The organism is Streptomyces sp. SGAir0957, from assembly GCF_043523415.1.
In genome coordinates, this window is record NZ_CP027293.1 from 7,594,981 (window position 1) to 7,618,144 (window position 23,164).

50 protein-coding genes are annotated in these 23,164 nt (G+C 70.0%); 46 read left to right on the top strand and 4 right to left on the bottom strand.

Going from position 1 to position 23,164, the window contains the following annotated elements:
- Window positions 1-27: 27 nt before the first annotated feature.
- The 3 genes from C1N81_RS39375 (at window position 28) to C1N81_RS39385 (ending at window position 1,426) form a co-directional block, all read left to right on the top strand.
- A complete protein-coding gene (locus C1N81_RS39375) occupies window positions 28-867 on the top strand; it encodes a hypothetical protein (RefSeq protein ID WP_394438608.1) in 840 nt (279 codons plus the stop codon).
- 23 nt (window positions 868-890) lie between these two features.
- Window positions 891-1,046 carry a hypothetical protein gene (locus C1N81_RS39380; protein WP_394438610.1) on the top strand — a complete coding sequence of 52 codons (156 nt, stop codon included), beginning with the start codon at window positions 891-893 and terminating at the stop codon, window positions 1,044-1,046.
- Between the two features lie 65 nt (window positions 1,047-1,111).
- A complete protein-coding gene (locus C1N81_RS39385) occupies window positions 1,112-1,426 on the top strand; it encodes a hypothetical protein (protein ID WP_394436194.1) in 315 nt (104 codons plus the stop codon).
- A 65-nt stretch (window positions 1,427-1,491) separates the two neighbouring features.
- On the opposite strand, the gene C1N81_RS39390 is transcribed toward C1N81_RS39385, so the two are convergent.
- Window positions 1,492-1,665, bottom strand: coding sequence for a hypothetical protein (locus C1N81_RS39390; RefSeq protein WP_394436195.1), 174 nt, complete (start codon window positions 1,663-1,665; stop codon window positions 1,492-1,494).
- 202 nt (window positions 1,666-1,867) lie between these two features.
- On the opposite strand from C1N81_RS39390, the gene C1N81_RS39395 reads away from it, so the two are divergent.
- The 22 genes from C1N81_RS39395 (at window position 1,868) to C1N81_RS39500 (ending at window position 12,658) form a co-directional block, all read left to right on the top strand.
- A complete protein-coding gene (locus C1N81_RS39395; RefSeq protein ID WP_394436196.1) occupies window positions 1,868-2,770 on the top strand; it encodes a helix-turn-helix domain-containing protein in 903 nt (300 codons plus the stop codon).
- 2 nt (window positions 2,771-2,772) lie between these two features.
- Complete coding sequence (locus C1N81_RS39400) at window positions 2,773-3,486, top strand: ATP-binding protein (protein WP_394436197.1); 714 nt, start codon at window positions 2,773-2,775, stop codon at window positions 3,484-3,486.
- Window positions 3,483-3,728 (top strand): hypothetical protein, encoded by a 246-nt coding sequence (locus C1N81_RS39405; RefSeq protein WP_394436198.1) that lies wholly within the window; start codon window positions 3,483-3,485, stop codon window positions 3,726-3,728. The genes C1N81_RS39400 and C1N81_RS39405 overlap by 4 nt, the downstream gene beginning before the upstream one ends.
- Entirely contained in the window at window positions 3,725-5,125 is a 1,401-nt protein-coding gene (locus C1N81_RS39410; protein ID WP_394436199.1) for a replicative DNA helicase, read from the top strand. The genes C1N81_RS39405 and C1N81_RS39410 overlap by 4 nt, the downstream gene beginning before the upstream one ends.
- The gene (locus tag C1N81_RS39415) at window positions 5,125-5,421 is read left to right on the top strand and encodes a hypothetical protein (RefSeq protein WP_394436200.1); all 297 of its coding nucleotides are present in this window, start codon (window positions 5,125-5,127) and stop codon (window positions 5,419-5,421) included. The genes C1N81_RS39410 and C1N81_RS39415 overlap by 1 nt, the downstream gene beginning before the upstream one ends.
- Window positions 5,418-6,134 carry a hypothetical protein gene (locus C1N81_RS39420; RefSeq protein WP_394436201.1) on the top strand — a complete coding sequence of 239 codons (717 nt, stop codon included), beginning with the start codon at window positions 5,418-5,420 and terminating at the stop codon, window positions 6,132-6,134. The genes C1N81_RS39415 and C1N81_RS39420 overlap by 4 nt, the downstream gene beginning before the upstream one ends.
- A 213-nt stretch (window positions 6,135-6,347) precedes the next feature.
- Window positions 6,348-6,857, top strand: coding sequence for a hypothetical protein (locus C1N81_RS39425; RefSeq protein ID WP_394436202.1), 510 nt, complete (start codon window positions 6,348-6,350; stop codon window positions 6,855-6,857).
- Window positions 6,854-7,159, top strand: coding sequence for a hypothetical protein (locus tag C1N81_RS39430; RefSeq protein WP_394436203.1), 306 nt, complete (start codon window positions 6,854-6,856; stop codon window positions 7,157-7,159). The genes C1N81_RS39425 and C1N81_RS39430 overlap by 4 nt, the downstream gene beginning before the upstream one ends.
- Entirely contained in the window at window positions 7,156-7,383 is a 228-nt protein-coding gene (locus tag C1N81_RS39435; RefSeq protein ID WP_394436204.1) for a hypothetical protein, read from the top strand. The genes C1N81_RS39430 and C1N81_RS39435 overlap by 4 nt, the downstream gene beginning before the upstream one ends.
- A gap of 28 nt (window positions 7,384-7,411) precedes the next feature.
- The gene (locus C1N81_RS39440) at window positions 7,412-7,681 is read left to right on the top strand and encodes a hypothetical protein (RefSeq protein WP_394436205.1); all 270 of its coding nucleotides are present in this window, start codon (window positions 7,412-7,414) and stop codon (window positions 7,679-7,681) included.
- Window positions 7,678-8,532 carry a hypothetical protein gene (locus tag C1N81_RS39445; protein WP_394436206.1) on the top strand — a complete coding sequence of 285 codons (855 nt, stop codon included), beginning with the start codon at window positions 7,678-7,680 and terminating at the stop codon, window positions 8,530-8,532. Before C1N81_RS39440 ends, C1N81_RS39445 begins: the two co-directional genes overlap by 4 nt.
- Before the next feature lie 531 nt (window positions 8,533-9,063).
- The gene (locus C1N81_RS39450) at window positions 9,064-9,381 is read left to right on the top strand and encodes a hypothetical protein (RefSeq protein WP_394436207.1); all 318 of its coding nucleotides are present in this window, start codon (window positions 9,064-9,066) and stop codon (window positions 9,379-9,381) included.
- Window positions 9,381-9,536, top strand: a complete 156-nt coding sequence (locus C1N81_RS39455) for a hypothetical protein (RefSeq protein ID WP_394436208.1) — start codon at window positions 9,381-9,383, stop codon at window positions 9,534-9,536. The genes C1N81_RS39450 and C1N81_RS39455 overlap by 1 nt, the downstream gene beginning before the upstream one ends.
- A gap of 62 nt (window positions 9,537-9,598) precedes the next feature.
- Window positions 9,599-9,811, top strand: a complete 213-nt coding sequence (locus C1N81_RS39460) for a hypothetical protein (protein ID WP_394436209.1) — start codon at window positions 9,599-9,601, stop codon at window positions 9,809-9,811.
- A 115-nt stretch (window positions 9,812-9,926) separates the two neighbouring features.
- Complete coding sequence (locus C1N81_RS39465; RefSeq protein ID WP_394436210.1) at window positions 9,927-10,331, top strand: hypothetical protein; 405 nt, start codon at window positions 9,927-9,929, stop codon at window positions 10,329-10,331.
- A complete protein-coding gene (locus C1N81_RS39470; RefSeq protein ID WP_394436211.1) occupies window positions 10,328-10,699 on the top strand; it encodes an HIT family protein in 372 nt (123 codons plus the stop codon). The genes C1N81_RS39465 and C1N81_RS39470 overlap by 4 nt, the downstream gene beginning before the upstream one ends.
- Window positions 10,696-10,896: a hypothetical protein gene (locus C1N81_RS39475; protein ID WP_394436212.1), complete on the top strand. Its 201-nt coding sequence runs from the start codon at window positions 10,696-10,698 to the stop codon at window positions 10,894-10,896. Before C1N81_RS39470 ends, C1N81_RS39475 begins: the two co-directional genes overlap by 4 nt.
- Complete coding sequence (locus C1N81_RS39480; RefSeq protein ID WP_394436213.1) at window positions 10,893-11,153, top strand: sigma factor-like helix-turn-helix DNA-binding protein; 261 nt, start codon at window positions 10,893-10,895, stop codon at window positions 11,151-11,153. Before C1N81_RS39475 ends, C1N81_RS39480 begins: the two co-directional genes overlap by 4 nt.
- On the top strand, window positions 11,150-11,410 hold the full coding sequence (locus tag C1N81_RS39485; protein ID WP_394436214.1) for a hypothetical protein: 261 nt from the start codon (window positions 11,150-11,152) through the stop codon (window positions 11,408-11,410). Before C1N81_RS39480 ends, C1N81_RS39485 begins: the two co-directional genes overlap by 4 nt.
- Window positions 11,407-11,856: a hypothetical protein gene (locus tag C1N81_RS39490; protein ID WP_394436215.1), complete on the top strand. Its 450-nt coding sequence runs from the start codon at window positions 11,407-11,409 to the stop codon at window positions 11,854-11,856. Before C1N81_RS39485 ends, C1N81_RS39490 begins: the two co-directional genes overlap by 4 nt.
- Window positions 11,853-12,425 (top strand): hypothetical protein, encoded by a 573-nt coding sequence (locus C1N81_RS39495; protein ID WP_394436216.1) that lies wholly within the window; start codon window positions 11,853-11,855, stop codon window positions 12,423-12,425. Before C1N81_RS39490 ends, C1N81_RS39495 begins: the two co-directional genes overlap by 4 nt.
- The gene (locus C1N81_RS39500) at window positions 12,422-12,658 is read left to right on the top strand and encodes a hypothetical protein (RefSeq protein WP_394436217.1); all 237 of its coding nucleotides are present in this window, start codon (window positions 12,422-12,424) and stop codon (window positions 12,656-12,658) included. The genes C1N81_RS39495 and C1N81_RS39500 overlap by 4 nt, the downstream gene beginning before the upstream one ends.
- 171 nt (window positions 12,659-12,829) lie before the next feature.
- On the opposite strand, the gene C1N81_RS39505 is transcribed toward C1N81_RS39500, so the two are convergent.
- Window positions 12,830-13,081, bottom strand: coding sequence for a hypothetical protein (locus C1N81_RS39505; RefSeq protein WP_394436218.1), 252 nt, complete (start codon window positions 13,079-13,081; stop codon window positions 12,830-12,832).
- A gap of 134 nt (window positions 13,082-13,215) precedes the next feature.
- Here C1N81_RS39505 and C1N81_RS39510 point away from each other — a divergent pair, with 134 nt between their 5' ends.
- From C1N81_RS39510 to C1N81_RS39520, 3 genes are all read left to right on the top strand, one after another.
- Window positions 13,216-13,368 (top strand): hypothetical protein, encoded by a 153-nt coding sequence (locus C1N81_RS39510; RefSeq protein ID WP_394436219.1) that lies wholly within the window; start codon window positions 13,216-13,218, stop codon window positions 13,366-13,368.
- 13 nt (window positions 13,369-13,381) lie between these two features.
- On the top strand, window positions 13,382-13,678 hold the full coding sequence (locus C1N81_RS39515; protein WP_394436221.1) for a hypothetical protein: 297 nt from the start codon (window positions 13,382-13,384) through the stop codon (window positions 13,676-13,678).
- Between the two features lie 115 nt (window positions 13,679-13,793).
- Complete coding sequence (locus C1N81_RS39520; RefSeq protein WP_394436222.1) at window positions 13,794-14,486, top strand: hypothetical protein; 693 nt, start codon at window positions 13,794-13,796, stop codon at window positions 14,484-14,486.
- Between the two features lie 60 nt (window positions 14,487-14,546).
- Here the strand turns inward: C1N81_RS39520 and C1N81_RS39525 are convergent, their stop codons facing one another.
- Both C1N81_RS39525 and C1N81_RS39530 read right to left on the bottom strand, forming a co-directional pair.
- Window positions 14,547-15,032, bottom strand: a complete 486-nt coding sequence (locus tag C1N81_RS39525; protein ID WP_394436223.1) for a DUF6907 domain-containing protein — start codon at window positions 15,030-15,032, stop codon at window positions 14,547-14,549.
- Between the two features lie 472 nt (window positions 15,033-15,504).
- Complete coding sequence (locus tag C1N81_RS39530) at window positions 15,505-16,113, bottom strand: endonuclease domain-containing protein (RefSeq protein ID WP_394436224.1); 609 nt, start codon at window positions 16,111-16,113, stop codon at window positions 15,505-15,507.
- A gap of 178 nt (window positions 16,114-16,291) precedes the next feature.
- Between C1N81_RS39530 and C1N81_RS39535 the strand changes: the two genes are divergently transcribed.
- The 18 genes from C1N81_RS39535 to C1N81_RS39620 all read left to right on the top strand — a co-directional run bounded on the left by C1N81_RS39535 (window position 16,292) and on the right by C1N81_RS39620 (window position 23,159).
- Window positions 16,292-17,047 carry a GntR family transcriptional regulator gene (locus C1N81_RS39535; RefSeq protein WP_394436225.1) on the top strand — a complete coding sequence of 252 codons (756 nt, stop codon included), beginning with the start codon at window positions 16,292-16,294 and terminating at the stop codon, window positions 17,045-17,047.
- A gap of 144 nt (window positions 17,048-17,191) precedes the next feature.
- A complete protein-coding gene (locus tag C1N81_RS39540; protein WP_394436226.1) occupies window positions 17,192-17,419 on the top strand; it encodes a helix-turn-helix domain-containing protein in 228 nt (75 codons plus the stop codon).
- Window positions 17,419-17,868 (top strand): DUF6197 family protein, encoded by a 450-nt coding sequence (locus tag C1N81_RS39545; RefSeq protein ID WP_394436227.1) that lies wholly within the window; start codon window positions 17,419-17,421, stop codon window positions 17,866-17,868. The genes C1N81_RS39540 and C1N81_RS39545 overlap by 1 nt, the downstream gene beginning before the upstream one ends.
- Window positions 17,868-18,134, top strand: coding sequence for a hypothetical protein (locus tag C1N81_RS39550; protein ID WP_394436228.1), 267 nt, complete (start codon window positions 17,868-17,870; stop codon window positions 18,132-18,134). The genes C1N81_RS39545 and C1N81_RS39550 overlap by 1 nt, the downstream gene beginning before the upstream one ends.
- Window positions 18,134-18,355, top strand: coding sequence for a hypothetical protein (locus C1N81_RS39555; protein ID WP_394436229.1), 222 nt, complete (start codon window positions 18,134-18,136; stop codon window positions 18,353-18,355). Before C1N81_RS39550 ends, C1N81_RS39555 begins: the two co-directional genes overlap by 1 nt.
- Window positions 18,352-18,618 carry a hypothetical protein gene (locus tag C1N81_RS39560; RefSeq protein WP_394436230.1) on the top strand — a complete coding sequence of 89 codons (267 nt, stop codon included), beginning with the start codon at window positions 18,352-18,354 and terminating at the stop codon, window positions 18,616-18,618. Before C1N81_RS39555 ends, C1N81_RS39560 begins: the two co-directional genes overlap by 4 nt.
- Window positions 18,619-18,788: 170 nt before the next feature.
- Entirely contained in the window at window positions 18,789-19,019 is a 231-nt protein-coding gene (locus C1N81_RS39565) for a hypothetical protein (protein WP_394436231.1), read from the top strand.
- Complete coding sequence (locus tag C1N81_RS39570) at window positions 19,019-19,210, top strand: hypothetical protein (protein WP_394436232.1); 192 nt, start codon at window positions 19,019-19,021, stop codon at window positions 19,208-19,210. Before C1N81_RS39565 ends, C1N81_RS39570 begins: the two co-directional genes overlap by 1 nt.
- On the top strand, window positions 19,210-19,641 hold the full coding sequence (locus C1N81_RS39575) for a Pycsar system effector family protein (RefSeq protein ID WP_394436233.1): 432 nt from the start codon (window positions 19,210-19,212) through the stop codon (window positions 19,639-19,641). Before C1N81_RS39570 ends, C1N81_RS39575 begins: the two co-directional genes overlap by 1 nt.
- Window positions 19,642-19,697: 56 nt before the next feature.
- Window positions 19,698-19,871: a hypothetical protein gene (locus C1N81_RS39580; protein WP_394436234.1), complete on the top strand. Its 174-nt coding sequence runs from the start codon at window positions 19,698-19,700 to the stop codon at window positions 19,869-19,871.
- Between the two features lie 88 nt (window positions 19,872-19,959).
- The gene (locus C1N81_RS39585) at window positions 19,960-20,148 is read left to right on the top strand and encodes a hypothetical protein (RefSeq protein WP_394436235.1); all 189 of its coding nucleotides are present in this window, start codon (window positions 19,960-19,962) and stop codon (window positions 20,146-20,148) included.
- Window positions 20,149-20,235: 87 nt separating this feature from the next.
- Entirely contained in the window at window positions 20,236-20,412 is a 177-nt protein-coding gene (locus tag C1N81_RS39590; protein ID WP_394436236.1) for a hypothetical protein, read from the top strand.
- A gap of 190 nt (window positions 20,413-20,602) precedes the next feature.
- On the top strand, window positions 20,603-20,749 hold the full coding sequence (locus tag C1N81_RS39595) for a zinc finger domain-containing protein (RefSeq protein WP_394436237.1): 147 nt from the start codon (window positions 20,603-20,605) through the stop codon (window positions 20,747-20,749).
- Between the two features lie 6 nt (window positions 20,750-20,755).
- Window positions 20,756-20,911, top strand: a complete 156-nt coding sequence (locus C1N81_RS39600; protein WP_394436238.1) for a pRL2-8 — start codon at window positions 20,756-20,758, stop codon at window positions 20,909-20,911.
- Window positions 20,912-20,939: 28 nt separating this feature from the next.
- Window positions 20,940-21,131, top strand: coding sequence for a hypothetical protein (locus C1N81_RS39605; RefSeq protein WP_394436239.1), 192 nt, complete (start codon window positions 20,940-20,942; stop codon window positions 21,129-21,131).
- A complete protein-coding gene (locus C1N81_RS39610; protein WP_394436241.1) occupies window positions 21,131-21,337 on the top strand; it encodes a DUF4236 domain-containing protein in 207 nt (68 codons plus the stop codon). The genes C1N81_RS39605 and C1N81_RS39610 overlap by 1 nt, the downstream gene beginning before the upstream one ends.
- Window positions 21,337-21,621, top strand: coding sequence for a hypothetical protein (locus C1N81_RS39615; protein WP_394436242.1), 285 nt, complete (start codon window positions 21,337-21,339; stop codon window positions 21,619-21,621). The genes C1N81_RS39610 and C1N81_RS39615 overlap by 1 nt, the downstream gene beginning before the upstream one ends.
- Window positions 21,622-21,689: 68 nt before the next feature.
- The gene (locus tag C1N81_RS39620) at window positions 21,690-23,159 is read left to right on the top strand and encodes a hypothetical protein (protein WP_394436243.1); all 1,470 of its coding nucleotides are present in this window, start codon (window positions 21,690-21,692) and stop codon (window positions 23,157-23,159) included.
- Window positions 23,160-23,164: the final 5 nt, after the last annotated feature.

Genomic DNA, 23,164 nt, shown 5'->3' on the forward strand with positions numbered 1-23,164 from the left:
GCGCCTGGCCGGCTGCTCTCGACGCCGGTGGCGTCGGACGGGGGGACGGACCGGGGATCGTCGGCGGGCTGGGGGCTGCGGGACGAGACGCGGAAGCTGTTCAAGACGCCGACGTCGAATCTCGGGTCGAACGGCGGCTCGCAGCATCCGGACAAGCGGAAGCAGGGCGGGCACGGGCCGACGCTGGCGGACGAGGTGGAGCATCTGCTGCCCACCCCGGCGGCGCGGGACTGGAAGTCGGGCGAGTCGAATCTGATGGACCGCAACGCCCGGCCGCTGAACGAGGTCGTGGTGAACCTGCTGCCGACACCCACGGCGACGAACCCGAACGACGGGGAATCGCTGGAATCCTGGGAGGCCAGGCGGCAGCGGAACCTGGCGAAGGGGATCAACGGGAACGGGCAGGGGACGCCGCTGGCGATAGCCGTCCGGCAGATGTCGACCCCGCCTGCCCCACCTGCCTCTGCCCCGAGTCCGAGCACGCCACCGACGGGCTCTGCAACGGATGCCTTCACTGCACCGACCCAGAACTCGGACAGCCCGGCCGATGCCCCGACGACTGCCCCGTCTGCGCCGCCGAAGCTGCTGCCGACGCCGATGGCCGGGGACGCGAAGGGCACCAGGAACGCGACGGCGGGACGGAAGCGGGACAACCCGAACGTCAACGAGGGCTGGACGCTCTCGGACGTCGTGTTCAGCGGGCAGCTCCTGCCGACACCGGCCGCAGCGGACAGCGAGCGAACGTCCTCGACCTACGGCCGGGGCAACCCGACCTTGACTGGGGCGATTACGGACCCGCCATCCGCCGCTGGGAACGAGTCCTCGGACGGCCCGCCCCCTGGCCCACTGATGCTCTGGGACGACTGAGCCCCGTCTTCACCGAATGGCTCATGGGTCTGCCCGACGGCTGGGTCACCGACACCCCCGGCCTCACCCGGTCCGCCATGCTCCGCGCCCTCGGCAACGGCGTCGTCTGGCAGCAGGCCGCCCACGCCCTCCGAGTGCTCCACCAGCGCGCAGACGACGACCTGCCCGCCGCCGCGTGACCCGCCGGCCGCGTACCGGCCGCTAGCAACGACCCATCCGTACCGCCACCGAAAGGACCACCGACATGGGCTTCTACCACTCCGCCTACTTCGCCTACGGCTTCCAAATCCCCGACATGGACGCCGGGCGCCTCGAGGACGGCGTCCCCTCCGGAACCGACGTCGGCTTCCTCAACGCCGGCGCCTACGACCGCGAGAAGAGCTACCTCGTCACCCAGCACCACGACATCGACCTCGGCGGCTACGGAACCGTCCGCCCGCAGGACGTCGCGCCCGAGCAGTACGCCAGCTGGAACCGGCAGCTGGCCGCCGCGGCCGAGGCCCTCGGCGTGATGCCCGCCGCCGAACCCGGCTGGATCGTCATCCCCGCCATCAGCTAGCCGATCAGCCAGACACGACAAAGGCCCCGCCATCGCGGGGCCGGGAGGAAGGGGGAGGGATGCGATCAGCCGGACGAGTCGGCTTTCTGCCGGCGCTTGTGGGCGGCGATCTCGCGGTTGATGTAGACGCGCAGGTCAGCGGCGCGCGACAGACCCTTGGCTGCGCACACCTCTCCGAATGCCGCCCACGTCTCGTCGTCCACACGGATCACGCGGCCGGGCGTTCCCTTCGTCGTCATACAACCAGCGTAGCTGACCGTGCACTGACTAGGCACCACTCTGTTACGGAGTGCCTCTCGTTTGCCCCTCGGGTGCACGGGCACCCTGCGGTAGGATCGAAGTGCATCCGGGGCATCAACTCCGCCCCGCCGAAGCCTCCATGAGGGCTGTCCAAGAACAGTCGCCACCCGAGAGACACCCCTCCTTGAGAAGAGATCAGAAGTGAGCACTGAGGCCATGGACTGGGCGCTCGAGAAGGCTCCACCGATGCCCGCACAGCTCGTCGCCACCCTGACGGGACTAGCGCGCCACGCCGACAAGAAAGGCCGCGGGTCCTACCCGTCGGTCGCCCGGCTGGCCGCCTACGCCTGCAAGGCCGAGCGCTCCGTCCAGCGCGACCTCAAGCAGCTCCGCGAGCTCGGCCTCATCCGGCTCGGCGACCAAAGCAAGGCTGCTCACCTGCCGCAGGGGAAACGGCCGGAGGTGTACGACCTGGCTCTCCATCTCGTCGTTCCGGGAGGTCGCGCCAGCTCCGATGAGGTGACGCGGACGTCACGGGTGACGCTGGCGTCATCCCGTCGGCGCGGCGGAAAGAAGAAGCCCAGCTCAGACAGTGCGACGCCCGATATGACGGGTGACGTGGACGTCAGGGGTGACGTGGACGTCACCGGTGACGCCGACGTCGCGGATGGGGTGACGTCCACGTCGCAGGAGGGGCGACGCCCACGTCACCCAAACCAAAAGACAGAACCAAGAGCTGAACCAAAAGACTCTTATGGCGCCCGCGACGGCTCTCGAGCGGCGCACGGAGACGAAGAGCGCGACTACGCCTGGAAGCTCTTCGGCGACTTCTGGCTCCTCTACCCGCGCCCCATGAAGCCCGAGAAGACCAAGCAGGCGTGGCGCGACGCGCTCGACCGCGGCGCCGATCCCGGCCACATCGTCAAGGCCGCCAAGGCCTACGCCTTCGCCCGCAAAAACGAAGACAACAACTACACGCCCTACTCCAACACCTGGCTCGACGCAGGCAGCTACGACGACCCGATCGACACCCCGCCGTCATCGCACAGCGGCCCGCACCGCAACCCCGCGAACGACTCCGACTACCACCAGGGATGGGACTGACCATGCAGTGGATTCCGCCGATCAACCCGAAGCGCTTCCACCTCGAGAAGCTGCTCGCCCTCCGCGGCGTCACCGTCGACTGGCTCAACTCCGGCGAGACCGACCCGTACACCCCGGCCAACGTCGCCCGCTACTCGATCACCGAAGCCGCGAAGATCGTCCCGTTCCACTACCGGACCGCCACCGTGGACAACCCCGCGATCCACACCTGGATGCAGGAGCTCGTCGCCAGCGCCCGCGACCACCAGGCGGAGCGCAGCGCCCCGGTGGCGTCCGTCTTCCAGGGCCGCTCCCTGCTGCTGCTCGGCCCGACCGGCACGGGCAAGACGCACGAGGCCTACGGCGCCATCCGGGAGCTCGCCATTACCGGCGTCGCCGCCCGCTGGGTCGTCACCACCACCGCCGACCTGTACGCGGCCCTGCGCCCCCGCCACGGCATCGACTCCGAAGCCGAGTTCCGCAAGTACCGCGACGCCCGCATCCTCCTCATCGACGACCTCGGTGCCGACCGCAAGCCCACCGAGTTCACCGAGGAAGTGAACTTCCGGCTGATCAACCACCGGTACGAGCACCATCTCCCGACGCTGATCACCTCGAACCTGCTGCCCAAGGAGATCGCCGAGCGTCTAGGCGATCGCGTCACCAGCCGCCTGATCGAGATGTGCGAGCGGGTCGTCTTCACCGGCCCGGACCGCCGCCGGGGTGAGGCCGCGTGAGCGACTACCCGCCCCGCGATGACCGCCTGCGCCACTTGATCGCGCAGGAGATCAATCCGCACGTCACCAGCTGGAAGCTGGCGTTCTTCATCGCCGACGGGATCGTCACCTCCCGCGAAGTCCGCGGCGAACTCAAGCGCATCGCAGAAGCCCACACCGCAGGCGAGCACTGCGGCGACCGGAACTGCGAGCACTGCTGGAACGCCCAGATCTCCGAACCAGGCAAGGAGCCGCAGGCGTGACAACCGAGCCCGACATCGACAGCCCCGACTGGGACCTGTGGCGCGACGACAACCCCGACGCCAACGACAGCCTCGGCCCCCGCATGCCACGCGACATCGAAGCCGAACGCGTCGTCACCGCCTCCGCCATGGCCCGCCCCGAGATCGTCGACGAACTCGCCGCCGAAGGCTTCGACCCCGCCGACATCAGCACCGAACAACTTCGCTGGGTGTGGTTCGCCGTCGAAGAACTCCGCACCCGCTTCCGCGACGGCGAGATCCGCTGGCTGCCCATCGCCCGCCAGCTCGAGGCCTGGCACGCCGACGGACGCATGCCCGTCCGCCCCCTCGCCGAGAACGAACTTTCCGAGCTGTACCGGTGGGCGCAGCCCGGCGCCGCCTCCTGGCACGCCGAACGCGTCGCCAAGAAAGCCATCGCCGCCCGCATCGTCGCCCTCGGCCACGACGCCGCCGGCCGCGGCAACAGCGCCGCCTTCGACCCCGACACCGATGTCGCCGCCCTCCAAGACGCCCTCGACGGCGTCGCCAAGCCCGACGCCGCCCGGCAGGCCAAGCACATCCGGGAACTCGTCGGCGCCGCCCTCGACCGCTGCATCACCCCGCCCACCAACGAACAGCGCATCCCCACCGGCTTCATGGACTTGGACAAGCTGCTGTGCGGCGGATGGGCGCCCGGCCAGATGGTCGTCATTGGCGCCCGCCCGGCCATGGGCAAGACGACCATCGCCACCGGCTTCGCCCGCGCCGCCGCGATCAAGAACGGCATTCCGACGCTGCTGCACACGCTCGAGATGAGCGAAGACGAGATCACCAACAGCATCCTGTGCGCCCAGGCCCGCGTCGCCCTCCATCACCTCAAGCAAGGCATCGTCGACGACGCCGGCGTGGCCCGCGCCGCCGAAGCCGGACAGAAGATCGCCGCAGCGCCGCTGTACATCGACGACGTCTCCAGCCTCACCCTGCCCGCCCTGCGCGCCAAGGTCCGCCACCACGTGCGCGCCGACGGCCTGCGGCTCGTCATCGTCGACTACCTGCAACTGATGACCGCACCCAAGGCGGAGAACCGGCAGAACGAAGTCTCCAAGCTGTCCCGCGGCATCAAGCTCCTCGCCCGCGAATTCGGCATCACCGTGATCATCCTGGCGCAACTCAACCGCGGCCCCGAACAGCGCCAAGATAAGCGGCCCACCAAGTCCGACCTCCGCGAATCCGGCTCCATCGAGCAGGACGCCGACATCGTCATCCTGCTCCACCGCGAAGACGCCTACGAGCGCGAGAGCCCTCGAGCAGGCGAAGCCGACCTGATCGTCGACAAGCACCGCGGCGGCCAGATCGGGGACGTCACCGTCGCCGCCCAGCTGCACTACGCATCTTTCGTCGACATGGAGGCCCCCTGATGCCCCAGCTCAGCACCGACGACATCGCAGCCATGCGGAAGCAGGGCGACCTCGGCGACTACCTCCGCTCAGTCATCGCCGCCGCACCCGCCCCGGCCAAACCCCAGCCCGCCGCCGCACCCGCCCCGGCCGACTACGGCCACACGCTTGCCCATCGTGGCGGCTGGCCCATCGGCGCCGCCGCGACCGGCCCCACCCCGATGCACGGCCGCTGCTCCTGCATCCGCTGCGACCAGGCAGCCGTCGTCCAACTGCCCACCGTCCAGCACCGGAACGCCGAGGAGGACGCAGCATGACCGCCACGATCACCACCTGGCCCGCCCACACGACGGAGCCGACCCCCGTCCCGCTGCCGAACCTGGGCCGCTGCGACTGGTGCGGCGACGAGATTCGTCTCCGCGGCAACGGCCGCCTGTACGCCCACGGCTGCACCGGCGACGGCAGTCTCCCGCTGATCACACTGCGGCCGACGTTCGCCCGCTGGCTGTGGATGCAGTCCAAGCGCCGCGACGAGTACACCAACCTGGCCACCCTCGTCGCCGTCCAGCACTTTCGTGGCTGCACCCGCAGCCCGAAGTGGACCGCCGCCGACATGGACTGGACGACCGCGGAGGAACTCCACCAGCGGCTGCATGCCCGGCAGTTGGCCCGCACCGGCTCCGAGGTGATGCGGCTGAACGGCGAGCGCTGCGACGGATCCTGCCGCGACCTGGCGAAGATCGCCGCCGTCTATGACCGGCTCATCGTCGACGGCGACCCGGCGTTCGTCGGCCGCGACGAGACCGCCGTCCGCGCCCACCACAGCGCAAGGGGCTGGCTGCTGCCGGACTACAGCGACTACGCGGACTGCACCACGAACTTCCACCGCCAGCAGGACGGCCGCCCGGCCTGCATGGCGACCGCGGTGTGGAAGGTCGTCCGGCAGCACACGTCGGCGGACGGCCATCCGATGCTGACGATCGGCTTCTACTGCGACGCCGATCTGCCAGCCGAACACCGGGCCGCGTGATGCCCGCGTCGGGGACCGGTCCTGCCCACAACCGCACCCCTGGCCCGCCGCGGCCCCGAGAAGGTCCCTGTGTGGCTCTCTAACAGCCCGGGAGCGCTCCAGGGTCCCGGAGGTCGTCCGGCGCCGCGAACGCCAGCGAGGCGCGTGACCGCTCCGCTCGGCACCTGAACCACCGATAGCAGGACAAAACAGCCCACTTGAAGGAGAACCCCGATGACCGAACTCCACGACCACGAGCCCAAGCAGTTCTACTGGGACGCCGAAACCGAGCACTGCCCCCACAAGCCGATCCCCGAGCGCCACACCGACGCCTGGGACGAGTGGATGACGCTGGGCCACCAGCCCTACGACGACGGCATCCTCTGCCTGTCCGCTCCCGCCGGAACCGGCTGCCCGGCCTGCACCGCCGAATCCGGCGACATGATCCCGTGGTCTCGCTGCGAGAACCGTTCCCACACCCGGCCGCAGCAAGGGGCTGCGAAGCCGGAGCACCGGCCGGTGACCGTCGAGGCCGCCGGGCTGGAGTGCCTGGAGCGGGAGTGCGACGAGTTCTTCGACGACAACGGCAACGAGATCACCAGCCTTGAGGCATGCTCGCACTTCCAGTCGATGGAGGTCTGCGAGGCCTGCTCCGAGCCGCCGCCGGGAGACGCCGACCCGTTCCCGCCCGTCGTCGCGTGGGCCGACTGCGCGCACGCCAAGGCTGGGGCGGTGCAGCGGTGACCGCCGTCGAGCTCCCGCCCCCGTCTCCGGCGCTGGCCGTGCACGAGTCCGCGGCCCGTCTCCGCACCTTCGCCGAGCATGCGTTCCGGGCGATGGCGATCAACACGTACTGGGGTTCGGGCTGGGCGGCTGGTGTCACGGGCGCGATCGGCGGCCCGGAGGGCGTGCTGGCCGCGACGTTCACGCCGGAGTTGGCGATGCAGGTTGCGGACTGGCTGGACGGGTGCGCGTCGGCGAACGCCCGGAGCGGGGAGCCGATCCCGCCGCTCGCCGAGCTGATCTCGAAGGCGGTGCAGCGGTGACCTACCCGCCCGCCGATGACCGTCTCCGCCATCTGCTGGCCCAGGAGATCAACTGCAACGTCGACACGTGGAAGCTCGCGTTCTCCATCGCAGACGCGATCGTCAACGACCCGGAGATCCGCACCGAACTGGACCGGATCGGCGCCGCGCACGCCGCTGGTGAGCCGTGTGGCGACCGGAACTGCGAGGCGTGCTTCACCGCCGCCACCCACCCCGCCCCGTGATCCCCAACTCGACCCGAAGGAGCAGCCCGTGACCGCCTACCGCATCGACTTCGATACCGACTGGAACATTCCGCCGATCACCGTGGACTTCGCGGACCGGGGTGACGCGATCCGTGCCGTCTCAGCGCACGCGATCCCGCACCTCACATCGGTTCTCGCGGAGAAGGGGCGGCCCGAGCTGGCCGACTGCTTCTTCCGCACCGACCGGGAGCTGACCAGCGGCTCGTTCATGTGGATCAACCTCGCCGAGGGGATGAGCGCGACCTTCTGCCCGGCCCGGCTGACGCCCGCCCCGTGACCGCCCCCGCGCAGCGCCCGGCCGGAACCCGGGCGCTGCTCGCCCCACCTTCCCAGACCGATCTGGAGATGACCATGGAACTTGGTGAGCTGATCACCGCCCTGGAAGCCGCCGATCCGACGCTCGTCTGCAAGCGCGGCTTCAACAACCCGCACTCGTATCGCGGCTACTACCACGAGCTGGCCTTCGAGCCCGCCCACAACATCACGGTCGGGGAGATGCTCGCCGCCGCCCGGTCCGCCGTCGGCGCCACCTACACCGGCTGGAAGGGCGGCGAGTTCACGATGGACAGGTACTCGGATGTCTGGCTGTCCGAGGAGGGACACGCGTCCGGTGACGCGATCAGCGGAATGCTCATCGAGCTGATGATCGCGCAGGCCCAGCAGCCGTTCACCGCGACGTCCGCGCCCGCCGACCGCTACCAGGCAGCGTGGCGGAACGCTCGGGCGCGCGCCAAGGTGCTCAGCGACGAGCTGACCCGCCGCGCCCCACTGCTCGGCGAGTACGCGGCCGAGAACACCAAGCTGCACCAGTGGCATGACGAGGACCGCACGGCCCTCACCGAGATGCGCGCCACCATCGTGGATCTTCGTGCGGCCAGCGATGACCGCCGTCTGTCACTGTCCGTGGCGCTGGGTTTGGGCACTGGCGCGCCGTGGGATGCGATCCGCGAGCGGGCCGCCGAACTGCAGGCCGTGTCCGCCGACCGGGCCAGCATGTACCGCGAGGCCGCCGATGCGTTGTGGCGGGCGGTCGAAGAGAAGCGGATCCCGTATGGCGGCGACTTTGTCGACATGTGCCGGGACGAACTCCTCCGGCTCGCCGACGAGGCGGCGGGTGGTGCGTCATGACCACTGTTGCTGCCGCCCGGGAGCGGCTTCGTTCGATGGCGTTGAGCCTCGCCAGCGACACCGGCGAGATCGTCGAGCCGCGCGCTTTCGACGCCGCGGTCGACGCCCACCGTGCCGCCGTTCTGCACGAGGCTGCCGACGAGTTCGACCTGTACGGGCGCGACAAGACTAGCCGACGCTTCGGGCACTGGGCCGCCGCAACCCTCCGCCGGAAGGCTGGTGAGACGCGGCGGTGCCCCAACACCCCAACGGATCGCCTCACTGCGCTGGAGTCCGAGAACGCCGCCCTCCGTGCCCGTCTGGCCGCCCCCGACCGTGACCGCACCGTCGTCCTCGCCGCCGACGACCCGATGGCGCAGGACATGGTCGCAGCCCACACGGCGGTGGTCGACGTGCTGATCGGCGCGATGCTGGCGCTGCTCCCCGAGCGGGACCGGGCCGGGGTGTTGCAGGCCGCTGCCAGGCAGGCCACCGAGAAGTGGATCGCCGACCTGCTGCTGCGGGCGGCCGGGTGCAGGCGGGGGAGGGCCGGTGACCGAGAAGCTGATCCGCGACGGCATCCCGAAGCTGGCCGCCAACCACGGTCAGGCCCTCGCCGTCCGCGAAGCCGACCCCGCCGAACTGCCTGTCCTGCTGCGGATGAAGCTGGCCGAGGAAACCCGCGAGGTCATCGACGCCGACAAGGCCGGGCTCCTCGAGGAGCTCGCCGACGTGGTCGAGGTCGTGCACGCGCTCGCCGCCCTGCACGGCCACAGTCTCGCCGACCTCGAGCGGACGCGGGCCGATAAGGCGGCAGCCCGCGGCGGGTTCCAGGACGGGCTCGTGTTGGAGATCGGGGAGGCGGTCTGATGCCTCTGTTCCTTCTCGGCCTCGCCCTCGGCGGCATCTCCGGAGGCGTCACCTTCGGCCTCACCGCAGACGGCCAACTCGCCGCCATTGTCGGCGGGATCGCCGCCGTCCTGACCTGGCTCGGCATCGCAGCCCTGATCTTCGTCGACGACTGACCAGCCCACCCGCCTGGGGCGGTGGTTCCGGCCGCCGCCCCGCACCAACCGTGAGGAACACCGTGAACCTGAACATCGACTTCCCCAACGGCCCGACCCTCGCCTACGCCACGACCAGCGACACCGGCGACCGCATCGTCCAGTACATCGACCGCGCCGCCGTCGAAGACCCTCGCGAGCGAGCCATCTGCCGCGCCCTGCTTCAGCACGCCATGGACCTCCTCGACCGCACCGAGCCGTCCAGGCCGGTCGCAGCGCGAAGGAGCCAGCCGTGACCTCCTGGCCTGCCGTGATCGCCATGCTCGCCCTCGCCGCCACCACCGCAGCCGCCGCCTGGTTCACCTGGCAGGCCCGCCGCATCACCGCCACCCGCAACGACAGGAGCCAGTAGTGACCAGCAAGCCCACCCATTTCGATCTCGTCCGCGACACCGACATCTCCGGCGTCTCCGGCACCGGCAAGGTCGCCGAAGGCGTGATCTTCAGCGACGGGGAAGCCGTCATCCACTGGCTCGGCACCTGGCCCACCACCACCGCCCACCCGGCCGGACTCCGGTCGATCAAGGCAGTTCACGGTCACGGCGGCGCCACCCGCATCGTCCTCAACGACCCCGGCCAGCGGCTCGCCCGCATCGCCGAAGCCCACAGCAAGAACCACGGCGGTGGCGGACTCACCTCCGGCGACTGCGACGAATGCGAGCAGCCCTGGCCCTGCCCCACCTACACGTGGGCGACCACCGACCGCGACCCGCTCGCTACCTGGGACCCCGCCGACGACGAGGACGTGGCGTCATGACCCACGAGACCTGCCCGTTCTGCGAGATCGTCGCCGGTCGCGCACCCGCAGCTCTGGTCGTACACCGGCATTACTGGCCCGACGCCATGGCGATCATCCCCCTGAACCCCGTCGTTGAGGGCCACGCGCTCGTCATCCCGAAGACTCACGTGCGGGACTTCGCGGCCGACCCGGAGGTGTCTGCCGCGACGATGCGGCGCGCGGCCGAACTGATGCAGTGGAGCACTCGCCCCATGAACCTGATCACCAGCCGGGGGCGGGAAGCCACCCAGTCCGTCTTCCACCTCCACCTGCACCTGATTCCGCGCGCCGAGAACGACGGGCTCGCACTGCCCTGGTACAGCGGACGACGAAAGGCGACGTCATGACCACCACCCACCGCCCTAAGTCGATCACCCCGGATGAGGCGACCGACGACATCCTCACCCGCTGCTACCGGGGCGAACCCCGCCGCGACGTCATCGCCCGCGCCATGAAGATGCTGGCCACCGCCGACGGGCACCTCCACCCCAACGGGGCGATCAAGACAGGCATCGGTGGGCGGACGACGAGGAGGACGCCGTGACCCCCGGACCGAAGCGGATGCCGCTCACCCCGCGCCAAGCCCAAGCCCTTACCGCTGTCGCAGCCGACGGGGCCACCCTCGCCACCGCTGCCCGCGATCTCGGCATCACCCGGGAACAGGTCGCCAGCCTCCTTAACGGCGCCTACCGCCGCCTCGACGTCGCCTACCTTCCCCGCGACGAGAAGCGCCCCGCAGCCATCGCCGTGGCCCGACGGAAAGGTCTCATCCCACCCGCAGAACAGGAGCAAGCCGCATGATCAACCGCCCCGTTCACTTCCACCCCGGCGTCCAGCCATGGGCACTCTTCCTGCTGGCCGCCCGCGCCACCTACATGGCCGCCCATCCCGAACTCGCCAAGCGCCTCCGCAACGCCCAACAGCGGTGCGACACCGCAGATGAGACCGTCTTCCGACCCGCCCTACGGGAGATCAGCGACATCGCGCAGGAGAGCATCGACGGCGCCCGGGCAATCCTGGACAGCCGCAAGGCGAACAGTGCGGGGGAGCAGCGGTGACCGACATCATCCGTGCCCCCTGGACGCCGAACCAGGTCGAAGCCCTGAACCGTTTCCAGCGGGAGGGCGACATGCATCCATTCACCTGCGGCGGGGAGCACACGCCCGGCTCGCCCGTGCTCATCGCCCGCGAGGACGGCTGGCGCTGCCCGGAACCCTACGGCGAGCCCTGCGACTACCGGCAGGACTGGGCGCACGCCTTCATGGCCGATCCGGCAAGGTGGCCGCTGTCCCGCCGGATCGTGGGACGCGTCGGCCTCGGCCTGGATGTGCAGGCAGCGACTCAAGCGACCGACCTCCGGCAGTCCGCCTACGACGCCGTGTGGGACCACATACGGGCACTCGGTCAGCACCTGCCCTCCGACACCGTCCACCGCAACGCCATGATCTGGCGGGCCGTCCACGCCGCCCTCGATGCGGCCGTCGGACCGGGGGAGCAGCGGTGACCGACGACCACCTGGCCCGGATCGACGAGGTGCTGCACGACTACACCGTCAGCGGCGACGCCATGCGCAGCCGGCCAGCGCCCGAGGGCGAGCGTCAGGCGGACGGGTGCAGCGTCGTCGGCGGCTGGATCGACGAGGCGGTCGCCGGCCCGACCGAGGTGTGGATCGCGCCCGCAGGCACCGATCTCCGCGGCGACGGCTGGGAGCGGCTCGACTGCGTGGCCAGTGTCGACTTCGGCGAGATTACCCTCGACCCGGCCACCATCGACCCCACCGCCGGACAACCGTCGGCCGCCACCTGGAACGACTTGCAGGCGGCGATCGAGCGCATCGAGGAGGCGCGGGCCATGCGCGCGGCGATAATCCTCGAGCTGGTCAACCGGGCAATCGGGCGGCTGGCCGAGCGATACGGCGGCGCCGACACGTTCCGGCACACGCCCGAAGCCGAGGGCTGCGACGACTGCGGCGACCCCGTGCAGCCGCCTGTACGCCCGTCTCCGCGCCTGCCGCGCCGCGACGGGCGCCCGGAATGGCAGAGCCCGTATGGGCCCGCGAGGAGGCGACGGTGAGCGACGACGACGAAGACCTTCAGCCCGCCAGCCGCCACCTCAACATCATCACCGACTGCGATGGTCAGACGTGGATCTCCGCGCACGAAGTCGTCACCCTGCTCCGCGCCATCGCCAACACCCACCGCAACCTCGCCGACGACCCCGACTGCGACCTCCACAGCGCCGCCGCAGCCATCGACTACGAAGCCGACAACATCGACTTCATGGCCATCGCCAAGACGGGCCGCTAGTCCGCGGACGGCACCCGGGCCGCCAATTCATCAGCAGCCCCCGCGCGACCTCCCGGTCCGGGTCCCCGCCGTGCACCACCGCGGCCAGCACGACGAGCACGTCGTGGGCCTCCGGCAGCGACAGGAGAGGGAGAAGCGGGGGCTCGGCGGGGGCGTAGCAGTCGGCGTCCATTACAGATCCCCGTACTGCGCACCCGGAACGCCGGGGACTTCCGTCGAAGCATCGGGAATCGCCAGCCGAAGCCGCCGGTCCAGCCGCCCCGCCAGCTCCCGTGCCGCCTCCGACGCCGGCCCGTCGCCCTGTCCGAACAGCCACAACGCGTATCGTGCCGCCCGAGCCTCCCCGTGCGCCAACAACGGCAGCAGCTCGCCGCCAGCGTCCATCTGCACCGACAGCGGGTTGTCGATCTCGTCATAGAACATGACCAGCAAACCGAAGAAACGACACGAGAGGCACGGGCACGTCCACACGCCGCCGACGAGATCACCCGTCACCACAACCGGTGAAGCCGACCCAGCCGCCTGACACGGCCGCCCGCAGCGGGCATCCTGGAGCCATGGCCGACGAGCCGTGCAAAGCGTGCAGCGGACGCGGTGTGACCGAGCATGAGCAGCACACCGTGGAGATCGACAAGGACGGCAAGCAAGTGCCCGTCGTCCGGCGATGGACCGGGCCATGCGACACCTGCCACGGCAGCGGCCAAGGCTGAGGAGCGGAGCAGTATGCGGACGATCTACGTGTGCGTCGGATGCGCGGCCATCTACCTGCCGCCCGAAGACATGACCTACCCGAGCCTCGGGCTCACCGCGTCCCCCGCCCACTGCACCGACCCCGCCTGCGGGGCCGCCGTCCGCGAAGCAGCCCAGATGTCCGGGCTGAGCGAGGAGAGGATCGGCCAGCTGGCGCGGCGTGCCGTCGGACTCGAAGGCGAACCACGCCGGCCCCGGGTCAACCGGCGGGCCATGCGGGGACGGCGGGCGGATGCTGCGCCCGGTGGCGGGCGGGGGAAGCTGAGGTAGCGCGCGCTGGCATGTGCGCCGGGTACGTGCCTCTCGTTGGCCGGTTCATGCACTTGTCGACAATTCAACCGGGCCCCACCCTGACCAGGTCAGCTGACGACCACAGGGGGGCGCCATGCCGTCAATCGGCAACGGCAGAAACAAGGGAAACGGCAGCACCAACAGCGTCGTCGACCTGCAGCCAGTCCTCGACCGGCTCGCACAGATCGGCAACGACGTAGCGACACTCGCCCAGCAAGTCGCCAACCAGCAGCACGCCATCGACCAGAACCAGCGGCAAGCCAACGCCGCCATCACCGACGGCCTCAACCGGCTCAGCACCGAACTCGCCACCATCAACAGCGGACTCAACCGCCTCCAGTCTGCCGCCCGCGCGGCACAGCTGGCCCCCACGGCGGAAGGCGACCCCGAACTCGGCTCCGACACGCTGCTCGCCGCAGCCGGCATCGCCCACGCCACCATCCGAGCCCACCGCGACACCTGGGCATTCCTCATCCAAGTCGCCGGAAACACCCGCCACTTCCACATCCCCGGCAAAGTCAAAGACCATGACGGGTTCGTCAGCGTCCGACTCTCCGGGCCCAGCCTCGTCGCCGCCATCGTCAGCCTCCACCGCGCCCGCGCCGACGCCGACGACCCCGTCACCAAAGCCATCGCCCAACGCATCCAAAGCAAGATCACGGCAGCGGTCGAGGCCGTCACCGACACAGCCGGCGGCACCCCCGTCCGCATCGTCATCGACGACCGACCCGAAGACGACAACGGAGCGGTGGCGGTGAAGACCGTCCGCAAACGGACGGCCGCCTGAACAGCAGAGCGCCCCCTGCCGCGTGGAGTCGGCAGGGGGCGCTCTGCTGTGCGTCCGGGGTCAGGCCGTGGAGCGCGCCATCCACTCCGCCCGCACCTCGACCAGCCGGCGGTGCGTCGCCCGCATCCGCTCCAGCCGCGCCGCGAACGTGTTGATGAGCGTCTCGTAGCCGTCCGGGTCCAGACCGGAGATGAAGTGGTCGTCGACCAGCTCCACCACCGCATACGGCAGACGCTCCGCCATCGTCGGCGACCACGGCTCCACCTTGATCACCGTCGACAGGACGCGGAACTCCTCCGGCGTGCCGTTCTCATTCACCGGCAGCGTCAGCGACTCATCCCACAGCCAGCACCAGATGTCCTCACGCGACGTCGGCGACTCCTGGTCGGACGCGTGGTTGAGGGTGCAGCCCTCCATGCAGGTGTAGGACCGGCGCTCACCCGACGTGCGGTCCACGAACGACCAGCTGCGGGGAGCGGGGGAGGGGGCGGGCTCAGCCTCCGGCGCAGGGACGCGCAACACGTGTTGCGCTAGAGTGTCGGACATTCGGATACCTCATCTCTTCGCAGGGTGGGTGGATCTGTGACCAGCGAGTTCGCGCTCCTGGTCGGCCCGGTGTTCGCGCACCGGGCCCTTCGCTTTTCCGAACGGGGTCGAACCTAGCCTGTTGCGGGGCGAGTTCATGTTCAGGCCATCGAAAACCGGCTCCGCCAGACTCGCCGAGACTCACCGAGACCCGGGTGACACATTCGCGAGAGCGGGAATATGCACGTCAATGACCAGGCGGCATGCATCCGCGCAAGTTGCATCCGTGCAAGCCCCCTGCCTCTCGAAGCTGACCAGAAGACGACCATCGCATGCCGTCGAAGGGCGCCCGTCGCAATCCAGACGGCCGACTTCAAGGCGCCCACCAGCGGCACGCCCGACTTGCCCGAGACGGTAGGGTCTGGCGCGCGCCCCACGGAGTGCGCGGGCGGAACGGGGTACGGCGGGGAACGGCGCGAAGAGGTTCATGGGTTCACCCGGTCTCTTGTGCCGAGCTGCCAGTACCTTGGGTGGCGCCACTGCCCCTCGGCTGCTCCGCAAGGGCCTTGACGGTGCGGGCGAGGGCGCCGAATGCCTGATGGCTCATCTCCTCCCGAAGGATTTGAGCCGCCACCGACGGTTTGTTGAGTGGGACGAGAGCGGTCTGAGGGTTGGTGGAGAAGAGCGCCTTGTTGTACGACCTCCACTCCGCGAGTTCCTGTTTCAGTCGCGCGCGATCCACGGGGACGTCGACGTCGGCCTGAGGATCGGGGACGCGCACGAACCATGCGCGACGAAAGTAGCTGCGGAACCAGGCGCCCGGTCCTGGCCCGAACGCCGGATTGATGTCCGGGTTCTCCAGCTTCCCCAAAGCCGCGTTACACCAACGGCAGATGAGCCCCCGGACGGCCGTGCTGCCGTATTTGTGATCATGGTCGATCACGAGCCCGTACTGCGAGTCGGTTGGCTCATAGCCGCACGACTCGCAAGCGCCGCAGCTGCGCGCCCAGAGTGCGTCGAAGTCGTCGCAGGAGAGCGAGTAGATCTTGTGCGTCTTGCAGCTGATGCCGCTCTCGTGTTTGGACTTCCCTCGGAAGTGCATACGGCAGGACTCCCCTCTGCTGTGGCGGTACGCACAGCAACGTGACGACTACGGAACCGTAGCGCTCTAGAGCAATTCAAGCTAGCCCTTCCGCTGGAATGGCGTGAGAGGGTCATTGACCAGCAGTGATATAGAGCGGGTAGCGTTGCTCTAGATGAATCCGTCAGAAGGAGAGCCTGTGCCACCCAAGTCCGGCGAGCCCCACAAGTACGTTGGGGTATCCGACGACCTGCGCCAGCGGATCGCCGCCGGCGAGTTCGAGGCGGAGCGCAAGCTTCCTGGGGAGCGGGCCCTGCGTGATCACTACGGCGTTTCGCTGATGACCGTTCGGCAAGCGCTCGGAGTCCTGCGCGACGAGGGCCTCGTCGAGGCTCGCGGAGGATCGGGCTGGTTCCTCGCGGAGTGGAAGCCGATCGTTCGCAACGCGCTTAAGCGGTTGTACCCAGAGCAGTGGGGTGATGCTCTCTCGATGTGGGAAGTCGATGTTGACGGACGCGACTGGGAAGTTACCGACTTGCAGGTCGACTTTCCGCACGTGCCGGACGATGTTGCGCGCGTCTTGGGGCTTGAGCTTGGAGCTAAAGCGTGGCGTCGCAACCGGAAGTACACCGTCGATGCGATTCCCGTCATGCGGGCAACCTCGTACATTCCTGACGAGTTCGCCCGCGATACACGGATCACCGAACTCGACGCCGGGCAGGGTGGGATCTATGTCCGCCTGGAAGAGGCTGGGCACAAGCCGGTTCGTTTTAGTGAGCAGTTCAGATCCCGTGCCGCCACGGCGGTTGAGGCTCAGGACTTGCAGATTGCGGCAGGTGCCCCCGTGCTCGAGCAGCACCGGATCGCTAGGCAGGCTGACGGCCGGGTCGTCGAGGTCAATCGCATGATTCTGGACGCGTCACGGTTCCTCTTGGTCTACGACTTCGAGCGCTGACCTGCACCAACAGCCCCCTCCGTTGACGGCGGGGGCTTTTTTGATGCCTAAAAACAGCTCCAATCGCTCTAGAGTACTTGCAGTGCTCTAGAGCGTCTGCTTCTATCTAGGTGTCCACCCCAGTCGACCGCAGGGGAGCACCCAGTGACGTCTGTCTCCGTCGCCCCCCAGGGCGACTACCTCACGACCAAGCAGGTCGCCAAGCGACTTGGCAGCACCACCCAGCACGTCCGCCAGCTGATCCGGGCGGGCCACCTCACGGCAATCGACATCGCCAAAGGCGGCATCCGCCCCCGCTTCCGCATCCCTCAGACCTCGCTCGACGAGTTCGAGCGCAACGCGGTCGTGACGACCGCCGAGGAGGTGGCCTGATGGCCACGGCAACCCCCACCCCCGCCCCCTACTCCCCGGTCGCCGAGGCGGAGCGCCTGTCCCGCCTGTCGGCCGCGTTCCATCTGATCGCCCTGCCGGAGTCTGTGTTGCTGCGGCGGGAGCTGGACGACCTCGGTACGGCGCTGCCGGCGGCCGAGAGTCTGGATGCCATGGCCGTGCTGCTGGCCCGCGACGGCTGGGTGCAGTACCAGCTCGGTTCGGCGGAGGGCGGCTGGTGTCTGGCCGGGGCCGCCTGCCAGGTCACGAACGGTCCCGTGTTCCGGGCTGTCTACTACCTGCTGCACCTGATGATCAGGGTCCGGTGTGGTGAGGGTGTGGCGATGCCCGCCTGGAACGACACCCCCGGCCGGACGTTGGCCGAGGTGCTGGATCTGGTCGGCGAGTCGGCCGTGTTCGCCCGCTCGTATGCGGCGAAGGCGGTGGCGTGATGACCACCCAACTCCCCGCCCCGCGCATCACCCCCGCCGTCCACGAGGCGATGGCCCGCCGGGCCGAGCAGCAGGCCCGCGATCTGTCGGTCCGCAATTCGGTGATGACGTTCGCCTCCGGGTTCCCGGGCGGCGCCACCCCCGACGAGCTGAAGCGCGTGCGCAAGGCCCGCGACTCCTACGCCCGTCTGGCTGCCGCGCACCGTGCTGCGGCGCGCCGGATCGAACGGGTTCGTCGGGTGCGGCGCCTGTTGGGGTGGTCGTGATGGCGACCCCCACCATGAGCCCCGCCGACGTCGCCGCCCACGAGGCCGCCTCCTACGTCCGCCCGCCCCGCAAGATCCTCGCCGAGTTCCCGGTCGGCCACCCCCGCGGCCAGTTCCCGGCGGAGGAGAAGGCGCGCCAGCTGACGGAGGCCGGTACCCCGGCGACCGTCCGGCAGGACATCGGCCGTGACCGGTTCCTCGTCGTGGCGGTGACGTCATGACCGCTGAGCGGGCGCGTCGTGTGGCGGCGCGGGCGATGGCCGAGGAGATCGCGGCCCGGTACAACGCGCTGCTGCCGTTGAGCAACGGTCCGAGGCTGCGGATCTCGATCTCGGACCCGGTCACCGACGAGCACATGGCGACGGCGTTCGTCGCCTACGACGTGCCGGACACGGACCGTCCAGAGAGGCCGTCCGGGGCGTCGAAGCCGAGCCCGGCCGCGCGTCGGGGCGGGCTGCGCCTGGTCACCGCGAGCACTCCCTGATCCCCGCGGTCTGCGGGCGCCACATCCCCCGGCCCCGCAGATCGCGGCTCCACCCCTGGCTCTGGCCGGGCCGGTGGCCGCCGGTACCAACTCCCCTCCGCCCCGTACCGGCGGCTCCCCGCCCATCCAGCACCACCCCATATCCCTGCGTCCCTGAGAGGACCCCTGTCATGTCTCCGATCCTGCTCGACGCCGATGCCGCGCACACCCCCGAGGGGGAGAAGGCGCGCGCCACGACTCTGATCGCTGTTCCGTCGGCGTTCAGCATCAGCGACCTGTTCACCCGGTACGCGGCTGCCCGCGAGTCCGGCGACGAGGTCGGCGCCCGCCGCATCCTGCGCTCGGTCGGCCCGCAGCTCGCCGACGAGCTGGACGGCTTCAACTACCCGGCGGCTGCCTGATGTCCGCCCGTGAGGACGCCGCCCGGCGCGCGGTGAAGGCCGTGTCTCTGGCCGTGAAGGTCGTGGACGTGTACGGGCGGGGGAGTCACGAGGCCGGGGTGGTGCTGTCGGTGGCGACCGAGATGACCGAAGACGCCATCGCTGCCGGATGCACGCGCGCCGACTTCGACGCCGCGCACGAGGAGTCGTGATGTCCGGTCTGTCGACGGCCCGGTCCGAGGCGCAGTCGTTGATCGCCCGCGTGGACGGCAAGGCCAGCCTGCTGCTGGCGTTCGACGGTGTGGCACTGGCCGGGCTGTGGACCGCCGGGCACGACCTCGGTCTGGGGCGTCTGCCGCTCACCCTGGCCGTGATCGCGGGCGTGCTGCTGCTCGTCTCGATCGTGGTCGCACTGCTGACGGTGCGGCCCCGGCTGGGGGACGGCCGGTCCGGGTTCCTGCTGTGGGCGCGGATGTCGCCGTCGGAGGCGGATGCGGCGCTGGCCTCGGAGGAGGAGGCCGCGCATGTCGTCGCCCTCTCGAAGATCACGGTGGCGAAGATGCGGGCCTTCCAGTTCGCCGTCGACCTGACGCTCACCGCCCTGGCTGTGGCTGTGCTGGCCGCCGCCACCAACCTTCTGTAGCTCTGCCCCGCCGCGCCATCAGATGCGGCGGCCCACCCCAACCGAGAGGACCCGATATGGCTCGCAACTTCATCAGCGAGAAGACCGCCGAGGCCACCGCCGCCATGCAGCGGGGGGACGGCCAGCGGGCCGCCCAGGTCATCACCGAGGCGATCAAGGAGAACACCGGCACGTTCCAGGAGACCGTCACCGCCATGACCCAGGCGGCCAAGGTCCAGAAGGGCCGCTGAGCCTGCCCCCAGCCCGATCCGCCGGACCCTGCACCCCCGGCGGTGAAGGGGTGGCGGACAGTCCGGCACCAACCCGAGAGGAGCCCTGATGGGCCGGTTCAGCAAGGACGACAAGGTCACCGTCACCAACCCGGTCGAGCCGACCGCCCACAAGGGCGGCGAGACGGGCACGGTCGTCGGCACCACCAACGTCAGCGGCACCGAGGTCGTGCAGTTCCAGGACGACCGCGACGGCAGCGTGACCGGGGTCTACCCCGAGGAGATCACCCACCGCTGACCGGCTGCCCGCCGGGCCCGTCTCGCACGGACCCGGTCGAGGGGAACCGCGATCAGCGGCACCAACCCAACCCGAGAGGAATCCGACATGAGCCTGAGGGACAAGCTGCTCGGCACGCCGGAAGCGGTCGCCGCGCACCGGCAGGCGTCGGCCGACCTGGAGCGCTACAACACCCGGGACGCCGACGACACCGACCCCGGCTACCTCGCCGCCAACGACCGCAAGGGCGAGACCGCCGAGCACGTGCCCTGGTGGCGCCGCTGACCGGCTGCCTATCCCGCCCGTCTCGGTACGGGCGGGAGTGGGGAGCCGGGACAGCCCCGGCCAGGAAGGAGCACGCAATGCCCACCAACCCGGAGACCGGTAGCGACGTCGAGATCGAGGACGACGGCGACTTCACCGTCACCTTCTCCATGCGGATGCCGGAACCCGAGCCGAAGGGCGACGACCGCTGATGCCCCCCGAATTCCACTGCTCCGGCTGCAAGACCCACTACGAGAAGCATCGCGGCGGCAAGGACTTGCCGTGCTCCTGGTGCGAGAACCACGCCGACGAGGTGGGGCTCGTGGGCTCGCTCTTCGCCGATTCCAGCAACAAGTAGGCGCTCGTGTCGAAGCAGCGGGCCGCGAACCCGCCCAAGGGCCAGTGCCGCCAGTGCTGGGCCCACGCCTACGACCCTGACATCCACCGCCGCAACACCGGCGACTGCCAGGCGTGCATCGCCTGCAAGGCCAGCGGTCACGCCGGAAAGCTCGTCACCTGATCCACCCCCTATCCGAGAGGAGGCCGTCATGCGGCCCCTGTTGATCGCCCTCGTGACGGCCTACCTCTTCATCGCCGGGCTGTGGTCCGGTGCCGCCGCCCCGATCGGGCTCGTCGCCGACGGCGCCATGGCGGTCGTCAACGCGGCCCCCGGCCTCGTGCTGCTCGGCCTGGCGGTCGTCGCCTACCGCCGCCGCTCGCCGCAGAGGAGGACGGCCTGATGCCGCTCACGTTCCGCAAGAGCTTCCGGATCCTGCCCGGAGTCCGGCTGAACATCAACGCGAAGTCGATCTCGTGGACGTTCGGATTCAAGGGCGGCCCGCACCACACCCGCAGCTCCACCGGCCGCCACACCACCTCGATGGACCTGCCCGGCCCCTTCGGGTATCGCCGCACGACCACCCGACGCAGCCGAGGAGGCCGCTGATGTCCCTGCCCCTGCCCGCGTTCATGACCCGCCGCAAGGAGACCGCCATGCCCGAGACCACCGCCCCCGCCGAGACCAAGTGGAAGATCCACATGCGTTTCCTGACCCAAGGCGGCGCCACCGTCATCGTCTGCGGCTCGGGCGGCTCCGTCGAAGACCACGGCTGGCGGTGCCTCGGCTGCGACGCCACGGATAACGGCGTCGGCTGGTGGCTGCGCAGCGCCCGCGACCAGGCCAACGCGCACGCGGCCAACTGCCGCGCCCTGCCGAAGCCGGGCGAGTGATCCCCGCGCCATCCCGTACCTGATCGACAACCCCGTCGCCCCCGCGACCGCATCTGAAAGGACACCCCGTGACCGCCACATCCGTCGAGAAGAAGGTCAACGGGACGCCCGTGCCCGACCTCGGGGAAGGGCGGCCCAAACCCGTCGACGAGCAGGCGCCCGTGCCCCCCGCCCCGTCGCGGCGGGAGGAGAAGCGTCGCGACACCCTGGTTGACCGGGAGAACGCCCGCGCCGACCGGGCGCAGGACCGTGAGGAGCGCCGCAAGGACGCCGAGCACCAGCGGAAGCTCAAGGAAGAGGTCCGCCGCGCCAAGCAGGAGCGCAAGCAGCAGGCGCGCGCCGAGAAGGAGAAGCTGCGGGCTCGCCGCCGCAAGGAGCGCCGCGCCGCCTGGCAGCGCGCCCAGAACCGGCTCATGCAGCACATGCCGGTGTGGGGGCTGCCCGTTGTCGCCGTGTCGCTGGTCATGGGCTGGTCCGGGCAGGCTGGGGCCGCCGCCTACCTCGGCATGGGCCTGTTCGCCGCGGGCGTCCCGGTCCTCACCGAAGGTATGGTGCTGACCTTCGCGGGGCTCACCGGGCAGGCCATCGACAAGGGCCGCCCCCACAAGGGCCTCATGCGGATCACGTGGGCCACCACTCTCATCGCCGCGGCGATCAACGGCGCCGGGCATCTGATCGAGGACGACTCGCCGGCGGGCATGTACCGGGCCGGGGCCTACACCCTTGCCTCGCTGGCCGCGATGATCCTGTTCTCCGTGTCGATGCGGTCCCGGCGGGCCGCGATCTCCGGCAAGACCGCCGACGAGATCGCTCGCTGGAAGCGTCTCGGCCGCCGCCACCCGATCCTGATGCGGCGGGCCCGCCGGGTCGCCGACAACACCGGCCTCTCGCTGCCGACCGCGTGGAACAAGGTGTGGGAGCGGGCGAACGGGGCGGCTCCGGGGGAGCCGTCGATCCGGGAGATCCGTGCTTCCCGCCGGGCTGCGTTCCGGCGCGGGGAGGCGCAGTCGTGGGACGGTCGGTGGCGTTTGCGGACGCGCCCGAATGCGTCCCGCCCGCCGGTTCCCGCAGCGACTCCGGACACGGCAGCAGGCTCGCAGGCGGACGCGTCCCGTGACACGCGTACCCCCGTACAGGCCCCCTTCCTTCCGGTCGCCCTGCTGGTTCCCGGAGGGCAGGGCGGATGGGTGGAGCACCGCGTCCCAGTGCTTCCCATGGGTACGCCGAAGCGCCCCCGGACGCGTGGTGCCGGAACCGCTGCACCCCGCTTCCCGCAAGGGAAGGACACGAAAACCGGCCGCGTCCGAAAGGCCGTCGCCGACAACCGTCTCGACACCGTCCGCAAGCTCGTCGCCGACGCCGCCGCGAAGGGCGAAGACCTTCGGGAGCACCCCTCCAATCGAATCGTCGCCCGCAAGGTCGGCTGCCGTTCGGGAACCGCCCGCCAGCTCCTCGCCACCGTCCTCGCTGAGCATGGCGTCACCCGCGGGAAGCAGCCGGCCCCCGCCTCCCAGACCCCCGCCGAAAAGAAGGACTGAGCCCC

What these genes read in the sequence shown, in the direction of transcription:
- C1N81_RS39380 (WP_394438610.1), top strand. Translation starts at nt 891, where the DNA reads ATGGGTCTGCCCGACGGCTGGGTCACCGACACCCCCGGCCTCACCCGG.
- C1N81_RS39385 (WP_394436194.1), top strand. Translation starts at nt 1,112, where the DNA reads ATGGGCTTCTACCACTCCGCCTACTTCGCCTACGGCTTCCAAATCCCC.
- C1N81_RS39390 (WP_394436195.1), bottom strand. Translation starts at nt 1,665, where the DNA reads ATGACGACGAAGGGAACGCCCGGCCGCGTGATCCGTGTGGACGACGAG.
- C1N81_RS39400 (WP_394436197.1), top strand. Translation starts at nt 2,773, where the DNA reads ATGCAGTGGATTCCGCCGATCAACCCGAAGCGCTTCCACCTCGAGAAG.
- C1N81_RS39415 (WP_394436200.1), top strand. Translation starts at nt 5,125, where the DNA reads ATGCCCCAGCTCAGCACCGACGACATCGCAGCCATGCGGAAGCAGGGC.
- C1N81_RS39420 (WP_394436201.1), top strand. Translation starts at nt 5,418, where the DNA reads ATGACCGCCACGATCACCACCTGGCCCGCCCACACGACGGAGCCGACC.
- C1N81_RS39425 (WP_394436202.1), top strand. Translation starts at nt 6,348, where the DNA reads ATGACCGAACTCCACGACCACGAGCCCAAGCAGTTCTACTGGGACGCC.
- C1N81_RS39455 (WP_394436208.1), top strand. Translation starts at nt 9,381, where the DNA reads ATGCCTCTGTTCCTTCTCGGCCTCGCCCTCGGCGGCATCTCCGGAGGC.
- C1N81_RS39470 (WP_394436211.1), top strand. Translation starts at nt 10,328, where the DNA reads ATGACCCACGAGACCTGCCCGTTCTGCGAGATCGTCGCCGGTCGCGCA.
- C1N81_RS39475 (WP_394436212.1), top strand. Translation starts at nt 10,696, where the DNA reads ATGACCACCACCCACCGCCCTAAGTCGATCACCCCGGATGAGGCGACC.
- C1N81_RS39485 (WP_394436214.1), top strand. Translation starts at nt 11,150, where the DNA reads ATGATCAACCGCCCCGTTCACTTCCACCCCGGCGTCCAGCCATGGGCA.
- C1N81_RS39505 (WP_394436218.1), bottom strand. Translation starts at nt 13,081, where the DNA reads ATGTTCTATGACGAGATCGACAACCCGCTGTCGGTGCAGATGGACGCT.
- C1N81_RS39510 (WP_394436219.1), top strand. Translation starts at nt 13,216, where the DNA reads ATGGCCGACGAGCCGTGCAAAGCGTGCAGCGGACGCGGTGTGACCGAG.
- C1N81_RS39515 (WP_394436221.1), top strand. Translation starts at nt 13,382, where the DNA reads ATGCGGACGATCTACGTGTGCGTCGGATGCGCGGCCATCTACCTGCCG.
- C1N81_RS39520 (WP_394436222.1), top strand. Translation starts at nt 13,794, where the DNA reads ATGCCGTCAATCGGCAACGGCAGAAACAAGGGAAACGGCAGCACCAAC.
- C1N81_RS39525 (WP_394436223.1), bottom strand. Translation starts at nt 15,032, where the DNA reads ATGTCCGACACTCTAGCGCAACACGTGTTGCGCGTCCCTGCGCCGGAG.
- C1N81_RS39530 (WP_394436224.1), bottom strand. Translation starts at nt 16,113, where the DNA reads ATGCACTTCCGAGGGAAGTCCAAACACGAGAGCGGCATCAGCTGCAAG.
- C1N81_RS39545 (WP_394436227.1), top strand. Translation starts at nt 17,419, where the DNA reads ATGGCCACGGCAACCCCCACCCCCGCCCCCTACTCCCCGGTCGCCGAG.
- C1N81_RS39550 (WP_394436228.1), top strand. Translation starts at nt 17,868, where the DNA reads ATGACCACCCAACTCCCCGCCCCGCGCATCACCCCCGCCGTCCACGAG.
- C1N81_RS39555 (WP_394436229.1), top strand. Translation starts at nt 18,134, where the DNA reads ATGGCGACCCCCACCATGAGCCCCGCCGACGTCGCCGCCCACGAGGCC.
- C1N81_RS39560 (WP_394436230.1), top strand. Translation starts at nt 18,352, where the DNA reads ATGACCGCTGAGCGGGCGCGTCGTGTGGCGGCGCGGGCGATGGCCGAG.
- C1N81_RS39565 (WP_394436231.1), top strand. Translation starts at nt 18,789, where the DNA reads ATGTCTCCGATCCTGCTCGACGCCGATGCCGCGCACACCCCCGAGGGG.
- C1N81_RS39570 (WP_394436232.1), top strand. Translation starts at nt 19,019, where the DNA reads ATGTCCGCCCGTGAGGACGCCGCCCGGCGCGCGGTGAAGGCCGTGTCT.
- C1N81_RS39575 (WP_394436233.1), top strand. Translation starts at nt 19,210, where the DNA reads ATGTCCGGTCTGTCGACGGCCCGGTCCGAGGCGCAGTCGTTGATCGCC.
- C1N81_RS39580 (WP_394436234.1), top strand. Translation starts at nt 19,698, where the DNA reads ATGGCTCGCAACTTCATCAGCGAGAAGACCGCCGAGGCCACCGCCGCC.
- C1N81_RS39585 (WP_394436235.1), top strand. Translation starts at nt 19,960, where the DNA reads ATGGGCCGGTTCAGCAAGGACGACAAGGTCACCGTCACCAACCCGGTC.
- C1N81_RS39590 (WP_394436236.1), top strand. Translation starts at nt 20,236, where the DNA reads ATGAGCCTGAGGGACAAGCTGCTCGGCACGCCGGAAGCGGTCGCCGCG.
- C1N81_RS39595 (WP_394436237.1), top strand. Translation starts at nt 20,603, where the DNA reads ATGCCCCCCGAATTCCACTGCTCCGGCTGCAAGACCCACTACGAGAAG.
- C1N81_RS39605 (WP_394436239.1), top strand. Translation starts at nt 20,940, where the DNA reads ATGCGGCCCCTGTTGATCGCCCTCGTGACGGCCTACCTCTTCATCGCC.
- C1N81_RS39610 (WP_394436241.1), top strand. Translation starts at nt 21,131, where the DNA reads ATGCCGCTCACGTTCCGCAAGAGCTTCCGGATCCTGCCCGGAGTCCGG.
- C1N81_RS39615 (WP_394436242.1), top strand. Translation starts at nt 21,337, where the DNA reads ATGTCCCTGCCCCTGCCCGCGTTCATGACCCGCCGCAAGGAGACCGCC.